Annotated in this window: 11 protein-coding genes and 1 riboswitch; of the genes, 10 read left to right on the top strand and 1 reads right to left on the bottom strand. The window is 36.7% G+C overall.

The genetic code is table 11. The features are described from left to right. The first annotated feature begins 77 nt into the window (after positions 1-77). Positions 78-3,680 carry an MMPL family transporter gene (locus tag A6B45_RS04010; protein ID WP_072613453.1) on the top strand — a complete coding sequence of 1,201 codons (3,603 nt, stop codon included), beginning with the start codon at positions 78-80 and terminating at the stop codon, positions 3,678-3,680. Between the two features lie 406 nt (positions 3,681-4,086). Next, positions 4,087-4,518: a universal stress protein gene (locus tag A6B45_RS04015; RefSeq protein WP_072613454.1), complete on the top strand. Its 432-nt coding sequence runs from the start codon at positions 4,087-4,089 to the stop codon at positions 4,516-4,518. Positions 4,519-4,843: 325 nt separating this feature from the next. Here the strand turns inward: A6B45_RS04015 and A6B45_RS04020 are convergent, their stop codons facing one another. Further along, positions 4,844-5,221 carry a PH domain-containing protein gene (locus A6B45_RS04020; protein ID WP_072613455.1) on the bottom strand — a complete coding sequence of 126 codons (378 nt, stop codon included), beginning with the start codon at positions 5,219-5,221 and terminating at the stop codon, positions 4,844-4,846. 254 nt (positions 5,222-5,475) lie between these two features. Here A6B45_RS04020 and gltB point away from each other — a divergent pair, with 254 nt between their 5' ends. The 8 genes from gltB (at position 5,476) to ribH (ending at position 17,339) form a co-directional block, all read left to right on the top strand. Beyond that, positions 5,476-9,996, top strand: coding sequence for a glutamate synthase large subunit (gene gltB / locus A6B45_RS04025; RefSeq protein ID WP_072613456.1), 4,521 nt, complete (start codon positions 5,476-5,478; stop codon positions 9,994-9,996). A gap of 11 nt (positions 9,997-10,007) precedes the next feature. After that, positions 10,008-11,462, top strand: a complete 1,455-nt coding sequence (locus A6B45_RS04030; RefSeq protein ID WP_072613457.1) for a glutamate synthase subunit beta — start codon at positions 10,008-10,010, stop codon at positions 11,460-11,462. A gap of 297 nt (positions 11,463-11,759) precedes the next feature. Next, on the top strand, positions 11,760-12,665 hold the full coding sequence (locus A6B45_RS04035; protein WP_072613458.1) for a cation transporter: 906 nt from the start codon (positions 11,760-11,762) through the stop codon (positions 12,663-12,665). An 18-nt stretch (positions 12,666-12,683) separates the two neighbouring features. Next, positions 12,684-13,640, top strand: coding sequence for a dimethylarginine dimethylaminohydrolase family protein (locus tag A6B45_RS04040; protein ID WP_072613459.1), 957 nt, complete (start codon positions 12,684-12,686; stop codon positions 13,638-13,640). Positions 13,641-13,760: 120 nt separating this feature from the next. After that, positions 13,761-13,898: riboswitch (FMN riboswitch) on the top strand. A 125-nt stretch (positions 13,899-14,023) separates the two neighbouring features. Next, complete coding sequence (gene ribD, locus A6B45_RS04045) at positions 14,024-15,055, top strand: bifunctional diaminohydroxyphosphoribosylaminopyrimidine deaminase/5-amino-6-(5-phosphoribosylamino)uracil reductase RibD (protein ID WP_072613460.1); 1,032 nt, start codon at positions 14,024-14,026, stop codon at positions 15,053-15,055. 2 nt (positions 15,056-15,057) lie between these two features. Next, positions 15,058-15,648: a riboflavin synthase gene (locus A6B45_RS04050; protein ID WP_072613461.1), complete on the top strand. Its 591-nt coding sequence runs from the start codon at positions 15,058-15,060 to the stop codon at positions 15,646-15,648. A gap of 2 nt (positions 15,649-15,650) precedes the next feature. Then, positions 15,651-16,844, top strand: a complete 1,194-nt coding sequence (ribB, locus tag A6B45_RS04055) for a 3,4-dihydroxy-2-butanone-4-phosphate synthase (protein ID WP_072613462.1) — start codon at positions 15,651-15,653, stop codon at positions 16,842-16,844. A gap of 24 nt (positions 16,845-16,868) precedes the next feature. Next, a complete protein-coding gene (gene ribH, locus A6B45_RS04060; RefSeq protein WP_072613463.1) occupies positions 16,869-17,339 on the top strand; it encodes a 6,7-dimethyl-8-ribityllumazine synthase in 471 nt (156 codons plus the stop codon). The last annotated feature ends 384 nt before the right edge of the window (positions 17,340-17,723 follow it).

Raw genomic sequence — 17,723 nt, forward strand, 5'->3', positions numbered from 1 at the left:
AGATATGATATAATATTTTTCGTACACTATGTCGCTTTAATAACATAGTGTACGAAAAATTACTGGAGGACACTAGAGTGAAGGGTAGCAAAAGAACTTTTCTCGTACAAGCTGTTATTTGGCTAATTATTATGATTTCGGCAATCATATATTTGCCAAATACAAGTCAGCTTATTAAAGAAAAAGGTGATACAAGTTTACCAAGCGCTGTTAAAAGCGAGGTAGCGCAAAAAATTCAAGACAATTGGGGCAAGGGTCAAGATAATACGCGGCAAGTAATCGTTGTTTTCAACAATGGTAATGAAAAAATAACTGCTAGTCAGGAAAAAAACATTGCGAAAACAGTCGATCACTTTAAGAAAAATAAATCCACTTATCACATCAAGTCAATTTTAGCTCCAGAAGATGGTGCTGAAGCTAAGGAACAATTGCTTTCTAAAGATAAGACAACAGAATTAGTTCAGCTAACAGTGGATAAAAAACAGTCTGTCAGTCAAATGACAGAGACTTTAACCAAGCAGGCTAAAACTGATGGTGTTAAAACCTATATTACAGGTAGCGATATTCTCGAAGATGACTTTTCTGAAGAAATCGAAAAAGGATTGCATAAGACAGAATGGATAACTGTTGTATTTATTTTCTTAGTGTTAATGGTCGTCTTTAGATCAGTAATTACGCCGATTGTATCACTATTTTCAGTGGGCGTATCGTTTATTACATCGCTAAGTGTAGTCATGAACTTAGTCGATAAGTTTAATTTCCCACTTTCCAATTTCACGCAGGTATTTATGGTGGTTGTGTTATTTGGAATAGGAACCGACTATAACATACTTTTGTTTGACCAGTTTAAGGAAGAACTGAATGCAGGTTATGAAAAGCTAGAAGCGACGAAACGAGCACTGAAAACTGCAGGACGAACAATATTGTATAGTGGAATATCTGTACTTATCGGTTTTGCTACATTAGAGTTAGCGAAGTTTTCAATTTATAAGTCAGCAGTAGGTGTATCAATTGCTGTCGCAGTTTTGCTTCTTGTGCTATTGACACTCAATCCATTCTTCATGGTCATCTTTGGTAAATACTTGTTTTGGCCAAGTAAAAAATTTGCTGAAACATCACAAAGCAAATTGTGGCATGGTATCGCTAAGAAGTCTATCAAATATCCATTGATAGCATTATTCACAGTTGTGATAATGGCTATTCCATTATTTGCGAGTTACAACAGTCAATTAAATTATGATACCTTGACAGAACTTGGGGACGACATTCCGGCCAAAAAAGGTTTTAAAGTTGTTCAGAAGCATTTCTCAGAAGGAACAGCGGAGCCATCAACATTATACATAAAATCAAAAAATCGATTGGATAATGACGATAGTCTTCAAACCATTGATAGTTTGGCGGAAAAATTGAAAAAAACCAAAGGCGTTAAGACGGTTACGTCGGCGACACGTCCTGGCGGTTCCAAGATAAAGGAACTATATGTTCGTAATCAATTAGGAACTGTTACGGACGGTTTGAAAAGTGCAATTTCTGGTACAAAATCTATTGGCAATGGTTTGAATGAGGCAAGTGGTCAATTATCAGCTGGTAGCATAAATGAGGGCATTGCCGGTGCCAAACAGTTAGCTGATGGTTCTGCAGAATTAAAGAACGGTAGTGCGCAACTGAGTTCTGGTGCAAATGAGTTAAACAACGGTATAGGGACACTATCTTCTGGCACATCCGGGTTAGCTGAGGGGTTAGCAACTTTGGATAGCAATAAGGCGGCCATTCAGTCAGGAGTAGGCACATTAAATACTGGTGTAAACAGTTTGAGTACCGGTTCTGCACAAATTACAAGTGGTCTAAAGCAATTAGAGTCAGAACTCAGCGCACAATCTGGTAATGATGTAGCGGGACAGCAGAGTCAAATTAACGAATTGAAAGAAAGCTTACAAAGTTTGAACGGAGCCATGGCGTCATTATCTAAGGGTTCAGATAATAATGACAGTCTGTCTAAGCTCAACAATACTTCTAGTCTTTTAACAACGGCTAGTGCTAATGTACAGACAGATGCCAGTGATTTAAAAAATTCATTAAATGCAGCATTGAATAACAATAGTTCACTTAATGTACTTTCTGACAATGATATTAATAATGTTATTAGTAGTATTAATAGTAAGTCAGCACTAAGTAATGAGCAGCAAGCTGCATTAAGGTCAGCACTACAAGCACAATCAAAGTCCATCAATACGCAAATCAGTGCAGCACAAAGTGCTAACAAAAATAATATTACTGCAGCAAGCACGGCTGCACAAAAGCTGGAAAATGACATGTCTGCTTTCCAACAAACTGGTAATGAACTTACTGAAGAGTTGAGCAATCTGAGGACATTTGCCGAACAAATGTCTAGCATAGGCACATTGTCGGCAAGCTCAATTAAAGCTAACACAGCCTCAATTGCAGCACTAGATAAACTTAGTGAAGCTATTTCTGGCACACAACAAATATTGACGGCATTACGGGGGACGAAAGATCAATCTGGACTAGTTAGCGGTTCACAGCAACTAACTGAAGGGTTATCACAGCTAAATAGCGGTGTATCAGATATGCAAAGTCAAATGCAGCAGTACACGAACGGTGTTTCTAGTGCATCTTCAGGTGCAACGGCTCTTAATAATGGGATTACAGAGATTAAGTCAGGCAGTCAGAGCTTAGCTGATAATCAGAGTCAATTAACCTCCGGTATTGATACACTCAATAGTGGTCAACAAACGATGTATAATTCATTGAAAGCTACAGGTGGACAAGTGCAATCTCTTCAAGAAGGATTGAGTGAAGCAAGCCAAGGCACAGTGCAAATCAGCAGTGGTTTAGAATCAGCTAATGATTATTTAATCGGCTTGAAGGGATCTTCAGCTGCTAATACTTACTACGTGCCAAAGAATGTACTCAATGGGAAAGAATATAAATCTGCGCTAGATGCATATATGTCAGAGAATAAGAAAGCAACTAGCTTGAACATTATTCTAGATAGTAATCCTAATTCCGAAAAGGCAATGAAAAAAGTTTCTCAGCTACAAAGTCAAGTTGAGGGTGCCTTGAAAGGAACAGGACTCGCCAGCGCAGTTGCCGCAATTGGAGGGCAAACTTCGAGAACGAATGATACTAGAACAATTGCCTCAGCGGATTTCATTAGAACTGGTATTATTATGGTTGTTGGTATATTAATCGCTTTGATTTTTATCACCAAATCATTATTGCAACCACTATATATCATGGGGACTTTGCTAGTATCTTATATTATGGCGTTAAGTCTTACTCAGATTATCAGCCATATTTTCCTGAAGCAAGATATGCTTTCTTGGACAACCCCATTTTTCGCATTTATTATGTTATTAGCTTTGGGTGTTGATTATAGTATTTTCTTAATGATGAAGTATCGTGATCTACAAAAAGAAATTCCTTCAGCTAGAGATAGAATTCTTAGGGCTACGGGTATAATTGGCGTTGTAGTGTTGTCTGCAGCACTTATTTTAGGCGGAACCTTTGCAGCGCTAATACCTTCTGGCGTGCTAACGTTAATTCAGGTAGCAATCACGGTAATATTTGGCTTAATAATATTAATCATTGTATTACCAATTGTGATACCAAGTATGATTTCTTTGACATATCCTATTAAAAGTATGAAGCGTCACTGATAGGTTTGTTATTGATAATAGAATAAAAGTTGTGCAAAAGGCACGGCTTTTTTGTTAAAAACAATTGTAAGCGCTTGCAATTTGGTGGAAGGTGTTGTATACTTTAGGCATAGATTAGAAGAAGTTCTGTAGCAACGCAGTTGCTAGACTTATTTCACGTAAGTGGTATAAATGGATTTCTACTAATCCAAGAGACAACTTGCTCGTTGTTTATATTATGAAGTTAAGTGAATGCTACGTGCATGATGTTAATTGATTAGTTTAAGCAGAATAATAATATTTGGCCAAGTGAAAGCCTTGGGGGATGTTGTTAAGGGGTGAGTTGTTTTTTTATTGTTTAAAGTATTCTTACGCTTAAGGTGGTGTTAAGATTGGCTACCTTATGTTTACTGGAAAGGAAATGCTCATGATTAATACAATTGTTGTTGCGACTGATGGCAGTGAGGCAGCTATGAGGGCTGTGGAATACAGCAGCCAGTTAGCTAAGAAGTTTAATGCAAAGATAGAAATTATTAGTGTCATTCAGTATTCTACTGTTGCCTATCATGATGGCAGCCAGATTTTCTATGCCTCGATGACAGATAGCTTGACAAAGTTAGCATCAGATAATCTTTCCAAAGCAGCATCTGTTGTTGAGCCAACTGGTGTACCATTTGACACACATATCTTTAAAGGGGATGCTCGCTTCGTTTTGGTTAACGAAGTGATAGAAAATTATAATCCAGACTTGATTGTGATGGGAAAAACAGGCACAACGGTCTTGACGCGAATGTTTATTGGTTCTACTGCACGTTATGTATCTGAACGTGCGGATACAAATGTCTTGCTTGTAAAATAATTGTAGTTCATAAAAAACATCTAATTATGCAAATTAGGTGTTTTTTTGCTGTTTAAGTTTGCATAAATTAACTATTTATGATGATGCATCCAGAACAAATAGCCACCCATAATAACTAGTATTGCTGTAAGTAGTGTATAAATAAGGATGTAAACATATCTGATGTGTGCCACAATGTAATTTAAAAAATGGGCCATGTTTTCTCTCGCTTATTAGAATTTTTATTATAAGTTTATATGATTGATATGTACGCCCAATAAGGGCATTTAATTATACTTCAGCACATATAACTAAATGGTTTTCAACACAGTTGAATGGTTGTTTATTATAAAACTTTTTGAGCTAATAATTTCTGTACTTCTGTTAATGTTTGCCCCTTTTTAAACTGTATTTTTTCTGATGGCTCTGTTTGCCCAGATATCCAGATTTTTACTTCTCCATCAAGATCAAAGTGACCACTAGTTTCGGTAGAAAACCTTGTAATAGAATGGTAGGCGATAGATTTATACTCAACTTTTTTTCCTGTAAATCCTTGAATATCACTTAAAATAAGCCTCTTGTTTGTAAAAATAACCAAGTCACGTACAAGGCGGAATGCGTTTTCGACTATTTCTGATTCAATTAAAAGAGGCTCAATCTCTTTTTGGACACTTGCTACAGGAACGCTTGAAGCATTACCAATTAATCCATTTAATAAACCCATACTCATTCCTTTCATTTATACTAATTTGAATATTTATCCATTACCTTCATTCTATCAATAGAAAAATAAAAAGCAAAAGAACTGCATAACATATTAAAAATTTGGTTAATCATATCAAGCTTTATGAGTATTTTATTCCAAAATTATATCAAAATATTAAAAAAATAAGAGTATAATTATAAAAAGTTTTAATTTTTTCGTTTTGTGTTCAATATACGTTGAGCCTAAATTAAGAAGAAGTGCGGGGAAAAAGAATGAAGCAATCAAAACTTCGTGAGCAAATGACAGTTAATGCGCCACTCTGGGATGAATCTCTCGAACACGATGCATGTGGTATGGGATTTATTGCGCAACGGTATGGTCTAGCATCTCATGAACTTGTTGAACGAGCTATTACATTATTAACTAGAATGAATCATCGAGGAGGAACAGGATCAGAACCAGATACAGGTGATGGGGCTGGGTTGCTAATGACAATCCCTGACAAATTTTTCAAAAAAATGGCCAAAAAAGAAGGTGTCTCTCTACCACGGGCAGGCGAATATGCCGTGGCCATGCTATTCTTACCCTTTGATGCTGTGGCTAAAAAGAAAGTCTTAGATAAAATCATTGTTGAGATTATTGCGGGTGGATTTGAGTACATTTTTGATAGAGATGTACCATTTGATTTTGATGCTTGTGGTCCTACTGCGCAAAAGGCTATGCCAGGATTTCGACAGGTATTTATTAAAAAACCGCAGCATGTTGCCTCAGGTAGAGCTTTTGATGATGCACTATTCACTTTACGTCGTCATTTAGAAGATATGATTTCAGACGAAGATATGTATATTGCATCGTTGTCAGCTAAGACAATTACATATAAAGGTATGCTTCATGCCTATCAAGTTGGACAATTCTTTTTGGATTTACATGATAAAGATGTGGAAGCCAAAATAGCGCTAACGCATTCACGTTTTTCTACTAATACTTTTCCGTCTTGGGACCGTGCACAGCCATTTCGTTTTTTGGCACATAATGGTGAAATTAATACTCTGCAAGGTGATGTTAATTGGATGAAAACGCATGGGGTTGCGATTTATAATGAAGAGAATTCCGACTCTGCCATGATGGAAAATACAATGGAACACTTGTATCGACATGGTCGCTCAATACCGCAAGCCCTATTAATGATGGTGCCAGAAGCACATTCAAAAGAAGCGAATGTATCAGATGGGTTGGCTGCCTTTACAGAATATAATGAATCATTTATGGCACCTTGGGATGGTCCGGCTGCTGTTGTCTTTACTGATGGAGATATTGTTGGTGCAAGATTAGATCGTAATGGGTTACGTCCATCGCGTTATTTGATTACTGATGATGGGTATATCATTTTATCCTCTGAATCTGGAGTCGTTGATGTACCTGCTAGTTCAATTATCGAAAAAGGTGTACTTGGACCGGCTAATATGATTCTTGTAGATACAAAAACCGGAATTTTCACTAGAAATGAAGAAGTGAAACATCATTTTGCTACACAACATCCTTATCGGCAATGGCTCAATGATCATCAAGAAACATTACAAGAACTACCAAATCAAAATTTATTAGAAAAACGTTTAAATAATAAAGAAAGATTGACTCTTTTCAAACGTTTCGGTTATACGCAAGAAGTTATTGATGGTGCAGTTTTAAAAATGGCTAATACTGGACAAGAACCAACTGTTGCTATGGGATATGATTCTCCATTAGCAATTTTGTCGGACAAACCACAAGGATTGTTCACATTTTTCAAACAACAATTTGCACAAGTCACCAACCCACCAATTGATGCACTTCGTGAGCATCTAGTCATTGCAACACAAATGTATTTAGGCAGGGAGGTTGATTTTCAACAGGATTTACCAGAAAATGCTAGCAAGTTAAGAATTGACTCACCAATTCTTTCACCAGCTGATTTTGCTAAAATCGCACATATCTCCAATTCTAAACAAAAAATTGCGCTTATCAAGCTAGCTTATAACTTAACCGGATTAGCAAATGGGCGATTGGAACGTGCTCTAATTGGTATTAATCAACAAGCCGATGCAGCAATTGCGTCTGGTGCAACAATTCTGATTCTATCTGATCGTGAGGTAACCAAAAACCAGCTGACAGTGCCGGCTCTTCTGGCTGTGTCTTCACTAAAAAATTATTTGGCAGCCAACGGAAACGCCACAAATGCTTCAATTGTATTAAACACAGCGGAAGCCATTGAAACTCATCATTTTGCAACGTTGGTTGGATACGGCGCAGCCGCGATATATCCGCGTGGTGCCTACAGAATTTTAGAAGCATACGATATAAATGATGCAGCACATCAAGAAAACTATCGTGTAGCTGCTGAAAAAGGTATCGTTAAGATTATGGCCAAAATGGGTATTTCGACGATTCAAGGCTATTATGGAGCGCAATTATTCGAAGCGATTGGTTTATCAAAAAATGTAGTTGATACCTACTTTACCGGTACACATTCACGAATTGGTGGTTTAGACTTAAATCAAATTGAGGAAGAATACTTAAAACGTTATACAGCAGCGTATGACGAATCTCAAGACGACCCAATTCCTTCAGGTGGTGCTTATTCATTACGAGAAGATGGTGAATACCATCTATATAATCAAATGATGATGTATAAATTTCAAACGGCGGTCCGGACTGGAAATGAAGAACTTTTCAAGGAGTATGTGGCTGACATTCATGAAGCGGAGCATAAACATCCTGGTACTATTCGGTCGATGTGGGAAATTGTGTCTAATCGTCAACCCATTGACATTCATGAAGTAGAGCGTGTTGAAAATATAGTGAAGCGCTTTAAGGTTGGCGCGATGTCATTTGGTGCATTATCCCAAGAAGCTCATGAGACTATGGCTGTGGCAATGAACAGATTAGGTGCTAAATCAAATTCTGGTGAAGGAGGCGAAAACAGAAAACGTTTTCACACAAATAAAAATTCTAAGATTAAGCAAGTTGCCTCATCACGTTTTGGTGTTAACGCAGAATACTTGATGTCAGCCGAAGAAATTCAAATCAAAATGGCACAAGGTGCCAAGCCAGGCGAAGGTGGACAATTAGCTGGGAATAAAGTGTTTCCTTGGATTGCCGAAACACGTGGTTCAACACCAGGGGTACGCTTAATTTCTCCGCCACCACATCATGATATCTATTCAATTGAAGATTTAAAGCAGTTAATATTTGACTTGAAAGCGGTTAACCCGTATGCCAAAATTAATGTCAAATTAGTTTCCTCAACAGGCGTTGGTACGATTGCAACTGGTGCTGTGAAAGCAGGTGCTGATACAGTGACTGTTTCTGGGTATGATGGTGGCACAGGAGCGGCACCACGAAATTCGATTCGTGATGCTGGATTACCATGGGAATTAGGGTTAGCTGAAGCACATCAAATTCTATCCGCCAATAAATTACGTCAGCGGATGACTTTAGAAACTGATGGCAAACTGTTGACTGGTAGAGATATAGCCATTGCCGCTATGCTTGGTGCAGAAGAGTTTTCATTTGCAACCTTATCAATGGTGGCAATAGGTTGTATTATGATGCGTGTTTGCCATTTAAATACTTGCCCAGTGGGAATTACTTCTCAAAATCCATTATTGCGTTCACGTTTTCAGGGGAAACCGGAAGATATCATAAATATGATGACTTTTTTGGCACAAGATTTACGCGAGTTAATGGCTAAATTAGGGTTCCGTACCTTGGAAGAAATGGTCGGACATACAGAACTATTGAAAATTCGCTTTACAACGAACAAAAAGTATAAATCACTTGATTTTTCGAACATGATTGGTCAAGTGATTCCAATAACACGAAAAACAAAAGATCCATTCATTGCTAAACGACAATGGCCAGAATTAGATATGGCTGCCAAAGCAGCTATTGATAACAAACAAACATTAACGATGTCTGCGCCAATTGATAATGTATCACGAGCTGTTGGTGCTAGGATGGGTGGTTGGATAGCAGAACGTTATGGAAATACCAAATTATCACCAGGGCTTCTTAGATATACGTATACTGGATCCGCAGGACAGTCGTTTGCAGCCTTTACAACACAAGGTATGGAACTTAAGATTATTGGAGAGGCAAATGATTATGTTGGTAAGTCACTATCTGGTGCGCGTTTAATTGTAACGCCACCAAAAGATGCAGGATATGATACGAATAATTCACCAATTATCGGTAATGTTGCTTGTTTTGGTGGATTTGCTGGAGAAGCATATTTTCATGGACGCGCGGGTGAACGATTCTTTGTTCGCAACTCAGGCGTTTGTGGTGTTGTTGAAGGCGTTGGGGATCATGGTTGTGAGTACATGACGGGGGGCGTAGCTGTCATTTTGGGTACAATTGGTCGTAATTTTGCTGCTGGTATGTCGGGTGGTATTGCTTATATTTATGATCCAAATCATGAAGCAGCTGCTAATATTAATCTGGAAATGGTTGATCTTTTTGGGATAGATCAAACACATGGAGACGACATATTGTATAGTTTGCTTCAGTCACACGCAGTGTATACTGGTTCTCAAAAAGCTAAAGATATCTTAGATCATTTTGAAGATGAAAAGGCTAATTTTATTAAAGTATATCCAACCGAATATCATGAGGTTCTAAATATTATGAATAAATATGAAACCGAAGGATTTAGTGGCTTAACAAAAGAACTCAAAGCCTTTAACGAATTGATGCCAGAATATGAACGAGTACCAGAAACTGAAGAAGAACTAGAAACATTATTATCGAAATGAGGTAATTAACAATGGCTGATCCGTTTGGCTTTCTCAAATATGAACGTGTTGATAATCCTTATCGTGAAATTAATGAACGTATTAAGGATTTCAATTACTTAGAAGAACCGCTGAAATTTGATAAACGGGCCGAACAAGCTGCTCGATGTATGAACTGTGGTGTTCCTTATTGTCATATTGGTGCGTTGTACGGCGATAAAAGTAAACAAATTAGTGGTTGTCCAAATGACAATCTAATTCCGGAATGGAATGACCTTTTGTATCGAAAAGAGCTACATCAAGCTTGGTTAAGATTAGCAAAAACAAATCCAATTCCTGAATTTACTGGAAAAGTTTGTCCTGCGCCATGCGAAGTGTCGTGTAATGAGTTTTTGAATGGTGAAGGCGTGACAATCAAGGACAATGAAGATTTTATTGTTGAATATGCTTTTGCGCATGGCTGGGTAGTTTCAGAAGGATTACCAGCACAGCGAACTGGTAAAAAAATTGCAGTAATCGGGTCTGGGCCTGCTGGGATTACAGCAGCTTGGCGATTGAATCAATTGGGTCATGAGGTTACTATTTTTGAAAAAGATGAACGCTTCGGTGGCCTTCTAATGTATGGTATTCCAAATATGAAATTAGAAAAGTGGGTTGTTGATCGTCGCTTTAAAGTCATGTCAGAAGTGGGTATAAAACTTAAAGCTAATACCACGGTTGGAAAAGATATTACTAAGGAGCAATTAGATTCAGATTTTGATAAAGTAATTATCGCTACTGGCGCATCAATTGCACGAGATATAAATGTGCCTGGCCGTAATTTACAAGGAATTGATTTTGCCTTACCTTTTTTAAATGCGGCAACTGAAAATGTATTAAAAAATGGAACAACGAAATTTGAAAGGTCCCTATCTAATAAGAAAGTGATTGTGATTGGATCTGGAGATACAGCAACAGACTGTATCGCAACAGCTGTTCGATTAGGTGCCGAACATGTGACACAATTTGATTATCATGCTCAAAAGCCAACAGATCGCACGACGCCATGGCCAGAATATCCCTGGCAAAAACAAATTACTTATGGACAGGCAGAGGCTATAGAAACAGTCAACCCTGAACTAATACCATATCAAACTCAGACAGTAGAGTTTTTGGGCAATGAATTTGGAGAAGCAATTGGTGTTCGTACTGTTTTAATTGATAGCAATAAAAAATTGATACCAAATTCTGAAAAAGAATATGAAGCTGATTTGATACTGATTGCAGTGGGATTTATTGGGCTCAATACTAAAATATTAAAGAACCTTGGTATTACTCAACTGAATGTGATGGGGATGACAAATCAAGAAAACTATATGGTGGCAGGAGATGCAAATACTGGTGCTAATTTAGTTATTACAGCCATTCATGATGCTCGTTTGGTGGCCGAAATGATTGACTCGAAGCTCCAGAGTTTCGCAGATAGTTTTTCGTTTGAAGTAAATTAGTAAAGTGGAAAAAATAACTTTCATGTTTAAGCATTGTTTGTATAAAAAACAGTGCTTTTTTGTTGGCATTTTTATACTAATTTAATTATTTTAAGTGAATAAAATGTATTGACAGGTCAGGTAAATTGCTGTAAAGTAATTAACTAAGGTAATTACTTTAGTTAATTAAAAAGAAAAAAGGAGGTACTGAATGTCAAATGAAGTACACATATAATTAGCAAAAATGGCTAACAAAATAGACATGTTTAGCTCACTCATAAAGCTGGCAAATAAACTAACTGATATGGATAAAATTTTATGACTCAAAAAAAAGTTGAGCAACGCGCATTCATGGTTGGCTTGGCGATGAACTTACTTATGGGAAGTTTAGGGCTTTTCGTCTATTACTTGACTCAAATTCAAGCGTTGTTTGTAGACACATATTTCACAATCATGACTTTGATTTCAGGAATAGCAGCAATTATGATTTCAAGGTTCAGTGTTAAAACAAGTAAACGTTTTCCACAGGGACATTTTATGTTTGAGCCAATGTATGCGGCTTTTAAATCATCGATGACACTGATTCTATTGACTACTTCTACTATACAAGTTAGTCAGAAGGCATATCAGTACTTTGTTTACCATAAAGGAGAACTCTTAGATTTAACACCAATCATTCCGTATGAAATTGTCATGGTTATATTATGCTTAACAATTTCTCTATTTTACAGTCGTCAAAACCGTAAAATAGGAGGCGCAAGCACGATGTTATCCGCGGAGTCAAAAAGTACGCGCATAGATTCAATCATGTGTGGGGGCATAGGATTAGCAGCGTTCTTGGTGTTATTAATTCCAAAAAATTCTAGCTTGGGATTTTTATTATATACTGGTGATTTTTTTGTAACAGTGTTACTTGTTCTATTTTCAATTACAACACCAGTTAAAGTATTGAAAAATGCATTTATTGAAATTTGCGGGGGACGCTTGATTGATGAAAAGATTCAAAATGAATTTGAAGTTTGTCTAGCAAAGCATTTAGGACGTGACATTAAAATGAATGAATGCCATATTTACAAAACAGGGATGTATTTTTCCATAAAAGTAATGATTGATGATACAAGTGAAAAAATAAATGCAGCACTATTGCGAGATAAAAAAAGTCGGATTTTAGAAGAACTCCAAACATATTATGAATTTGTACATTTAGAATTTGTTTATGTTTAATGAAACGGGGAAGAAAAAATGAAAATAAATGTTTATAACGAATACGGTCCATTAAAAGAAGTCATTATTGGGGATGCAACAAAGTTGTTTTTTCCAGACACGCATGAAATTGAACAAGAAGAGCATACAGCAAAATGGAAGCAATTTGTTACAAAGCATATTTATACAGTTTTGCGTGGCAAAAAAGTACCAAATTTTATTGCTAAAAAATTTCAAAATGAATTAGCGGAATTTAAAAAAATTCTAGAATCAAATGGTGTTAAAGTACATACTGTTGATGCAGTAACGCCGACGAAACAGGATCCTTATGGTATGGGACAAATGTATGCCCGAGATAGTACAATGAGTGTTGGTGAACATTTAATTGAGGGTAATGTTCAAATTGAGATGCGAAAAATTGAACGCCGTGGCTATCAAAGAATTGTTGAAGCTATTAAAAAGAACAATCAAGTTCACACGTTAAATCAGAAAGACAAAATATATCTTGAGGGTGGCGATGTAATCGTCAATTATCCAAATGTATTTGTTGGTATTGGTAAGTATGCAAGTAATATGGCTGGTGTGAAATGGTTACAAAGTATTTTAGACAAGGATTTTGAAAATAATATTGTTGATCAACCATGGAAAGTTATTCCTGTGTATTTAAATGATGATGCCATTCTACACTTAGATTGTTGTATGACGATTATTGGTCCCAAAACAGCAATAATTCACAAGCCTGTATTAAAGGATTTACCAAACGAACTTAAAGATTATAAGTTTATTGATATAGACGCCAAAACTCGAAAAGAAATGGGTGGCAACGTCTTGGTGATTGGGCCTAAAAAAGTTATTGTACAAAAGAGACATACAGCTTTGCAAGAAGCTTTGAAACGAGAAGGTTATACCGTTATTCCTATTGTATTTACTTGGCATTCACTACTAGATGGTGCCTTGAGATGCGCTTCTTGTCCATTAGTCAGAGAAAAATTATAAACAAAAAAGACTGCTTTAGGCGGTCTTTTTTGTTTATAATTTTTATGGATTCAAGCATCTAGGAATTATTTTTTGATTGACATTGTAGAATTCTAATGATAAATTAACAGTGTTAAATAATTTAATCTTCGGGGCAGGGTGTAATTCCCGACCGACGGTGATGGCTTATGGCCTTAGTCCGTGACCTACGATATTTTCGTGGTTGACACAGTGAAATTCTGTGACCGACAGTTAGAGTCTGGATGGGAGAAGATTTAAAATAGTTTAGGCAAAGCCGCTTTGGCTGTGTCTAGGTTTTTTTGAATTAATCTAAACTACTATAAACCCGATGTGTATTTTTAACGCATCGGTTTTTTTGTCCTGAAAAATTCAGGAGGTAAGCTATGAATGATTTAACATGGATGAATTTGGCTGCGCATGAAGCAGCCAGGGGATTACCCTACAAAACTTTTGAAAACCCTAGAGTCGGTGCGGTTCTTGTCAAAAAGAATAAGATTATTGCCACTGGATATCACGCAGAATTTGGAAAAGAGCATGCGGAAATCAATGCCTTTAACCACGTAAAAGATAAGAACCAGGTTTTAGGAGCAACACTTTATGTTACATTAGAACCTTGTGCTTCGCGTGGGAAGGTTGGGTCTTGTGCAGAAACGATTAAAGGATGGGGATTGCATCGTGTTGTGATTGGTAAAAAGGATCCTAATCCTACAAATAATAGTAAAGGTATTAAAATTTTAAAAGCAGCTGGGCTCATTGTAGATGTTTTAAATACGACAGAATATCAACTTATTAATCCGGCTTTCGATTTTTTTTTCAACAAGCAATTACCCTATGTTCAGTTAAAATTAGTAACGTCTCAAAATGGACTTGTTACTAAAATAGTTGGAGAACAGACGAAACTAACAGATTATTTAGCAGATGTTGATGTTCATAAAGAACGTGCATCTAAGAGTGCAATTATGATAGGCAGCGAAACAATGCTGATCGATCACCCTAAATTAACAGTTAGATATATTGACATTAATCACAGACAACCAATGAAAATAGTGATTGATCGACGTGGACGTTTAAGAGATACAGATTTTAATTTCTCGGATAATTGGTTAATATATACCGAAAATATAAATTTTGCAAACCAATGCGCCTATGCCAAATTAGTATCTGACGGGCTAAAAGGCGTATTAATAGATTTAGCTAAACAGCATATTCAATCTGTGATGGTTGAAGGCGGGCCAAGCTTGATTTATTCATTTTTGAAACAAAATTTATGGCAAGAAATGTTGATTTATACCACAAATAAAATATTACCTGAGGGCGGACTAAAAGGAATATCTTTCAATCAAAAACCACAAAAGCAGCTGTATGTTGGTAATGCTGTCAAAAAAATATATGTAAACAATCAAGGGAGAGTGTAAATATGTTTACAGGCATTACACAAGAAGTTGGCCATTTGATAAGCCTCCATCATCGTAATGATAAAGAAATGCGCTTAAAAATTGCTGCATCCGAAGACTATTTTTCTGATAGCAGAGTAGGCGATAGCATTATGGTTGATGGTATTTGTTTAACAATTAATCGGCTAGAATCAAATTTTGCTGAATTCGACATTATGGTACCGACTTTTGAAACGACCATTGTTAAATTTTATCATGTTGGGCAAAAAGTAAACTTGGAGAAAGCACTTTTAGTTTCCAACCGATTTGATGGTCATTTTGTTTTGGGTCATGTAGATCAGACGGCTGAAGTAGTCAAGAAAGAGTACAGTGAAGAAACCACATTGTTAACTTTTAAATTAGCAGACTATCAGCTAATAAATCAGATTGTCAATAAAGGTTCAGTTACTATATCAGGTGTGAGCCTGACTATTGTTCAAACAAAAGACGATGTATTTCAAGTCGGTCTAATACCACTCACATTAACCAAAACAACTTTGGGATTATTATGTGAACATGATTTGGTCAATGTTGAAACCGATATTTTGGCGAAATATTTAATGAAAGGAAAATAATAATGACAAGTAGTACAGAAAAAATTAAAACAGCAGTTAAAGAGCTGAAAAAAGGTAAGCTGATTATTTTGAGCGATGACAAAAATAGAGAACATGAAGGAGACTTGGTCGGTTTAGCATCATTTGCGACGGCAGCTACAGTCAATGAAGCCCTTTCAATTGCAAGGGGCGTTCTAGCTGTGCCAATGACTAAATCTCGTGCTGATGAACTCGGGTTAGATCAAATGACGACGCATAATTCTGAAAAATTTGGAACAAAGTTCACTGTGAGTGTTGATCATATTGACAGCACGACGGGTGTTTCTGCGTATGAACGTGCTGCCACAATCAAAAATTTGGCTAATTTAAGTACAACATCCGCTGACTTTGAGACGCCAGGTCATATTTTTCCATTAGTCGCTGAAGATGGTGGCGTACTGACACGACAGGGACATACTGAGGGAGCTGTTGAGTTAGCTAAAATAGCTGGTGTGCCACCCGTGGCGTATATAATAGAAGTTTTGGCACAAGACGGAACAATGGCCCGAGAAAAAGAACTTAAAGAATTAGCGCAAAAACACGATATATTTCAATTATCAATGCAGGATCTAATTAATTATCGAGAGAATCAAAAACTAGCAGGCATTGATGAGGGGGCAACGGTATATTTACCAACTCAATATGGTGATTTTCATTTGACGGAGTTCAGCGTGAATGATGAAGAAAAATCGGACTTGCTCATTCAAAGCAGTCGTAGTTTTGATCAAATTCCCTTAGTTCGCTTACACTCCGAGTGCTTAACCGGCGAAATATTTAGTTCAAAACGTTGCGAATGCGGTCCTCAATTGAGAGAAACGCTCAAAATAATAAATAAGCAGGGTGGAGCTCTTGTTTATCTTCGTCAAGAAGGTCGTGGTATTGGACTCCATGAAAAACTAAAAAGTTATGTGTTGCAAGAAAATAAGTTTGATACGTATGATGCGAATGTTCACTTAGGGCATCTACCGGATGAACGGGACTATAAAAAGGCTGCCGAAATTCTGAAAATATCAGGATTAACGAAAATTCGCTTATTAACAAATAATCCGGATAAAGTGCAGTCGTTAATTGAGGAAGGTATTGAGGTTACTGAACAGGTACCCTTAATTACAGGCATTAATGACACGAATAAACAATACATGCAAACCAAAAAGAAAAAATTCAATCACAAGCTGTGATTGACATTAAGCAGGTAAATAAAATTGATTTATAAAGCTAAATTAATTGATCTAAAAAGTAAAAAAATTGCAATTGTTGTCAGTAAGTTTAATGATTTAATTGTTAAGCAACTCCTTGCTGGCGCGCAAGAATCTCTAGAAATGCATGGTATTGATACGGGTAATATTGATATTATTTGGGTGCCAGGAGCTTTGGAAATTCCAATGGTTGCCAAAAAAATAGCACAGGATCAAAAATATGATGGTATTGTAACACTTGGTGCTGTAATAAAAGGAGATACAGCTCATTATGACCTTGTCATTAATGGTGTTGCTAACGGTGTTTCTCAAATAAGTTTAAGTACCGATGTGCCAATTGTTTTTGGTGTGTTGACTACGGATACGTTAGAGCAAGCACAGCAACGGTCAGGGGCGAAATCAGGAAACAAAGGGGCCGAAGTTGCACTCAGCTTGTTGGAGCTTATTAATATCTTTGATCAAATAAAATCCATTTGATAAGCGTTTCTCATATTGCTGATATTGTTTTCATTTTCTATTCTTTTTTGTTTGCCTATAATACAGCGTTTGTTTAGTTATGTTACAATGGAAGTATCATACTAATTAGATAAGAATAATCATTTTTATTCTTCTTTTATCATAATCTCATATATTATGAGAGAATAAATTTTGACAGCGAAGAGCGTAACTTAGTTACGTGGAGACATACAATGACTAATTTAAGATGGAAATGATTCATTTTTATCTATAAAGCGCAGTGATCAATCAAGTGAGTGTTAGGGACTCCGTTTGAATTGATCATTATTGTTGCGCTTGTTCTTGAATAGTATGCAACTGCCAACATGAACACGCTGGGAAAAACGTGTCGTGGCCACATTTCAT

This window comes from Leuconostoc suionicum (genome assembly GCF_001891125.1).
GTDB classification, from domain to species: Bacteria; Bacillota; Bacilli; order Lactobacillales; family Lactobacillaceae; genus Leuconostoc; species Leuconostoc suionicum.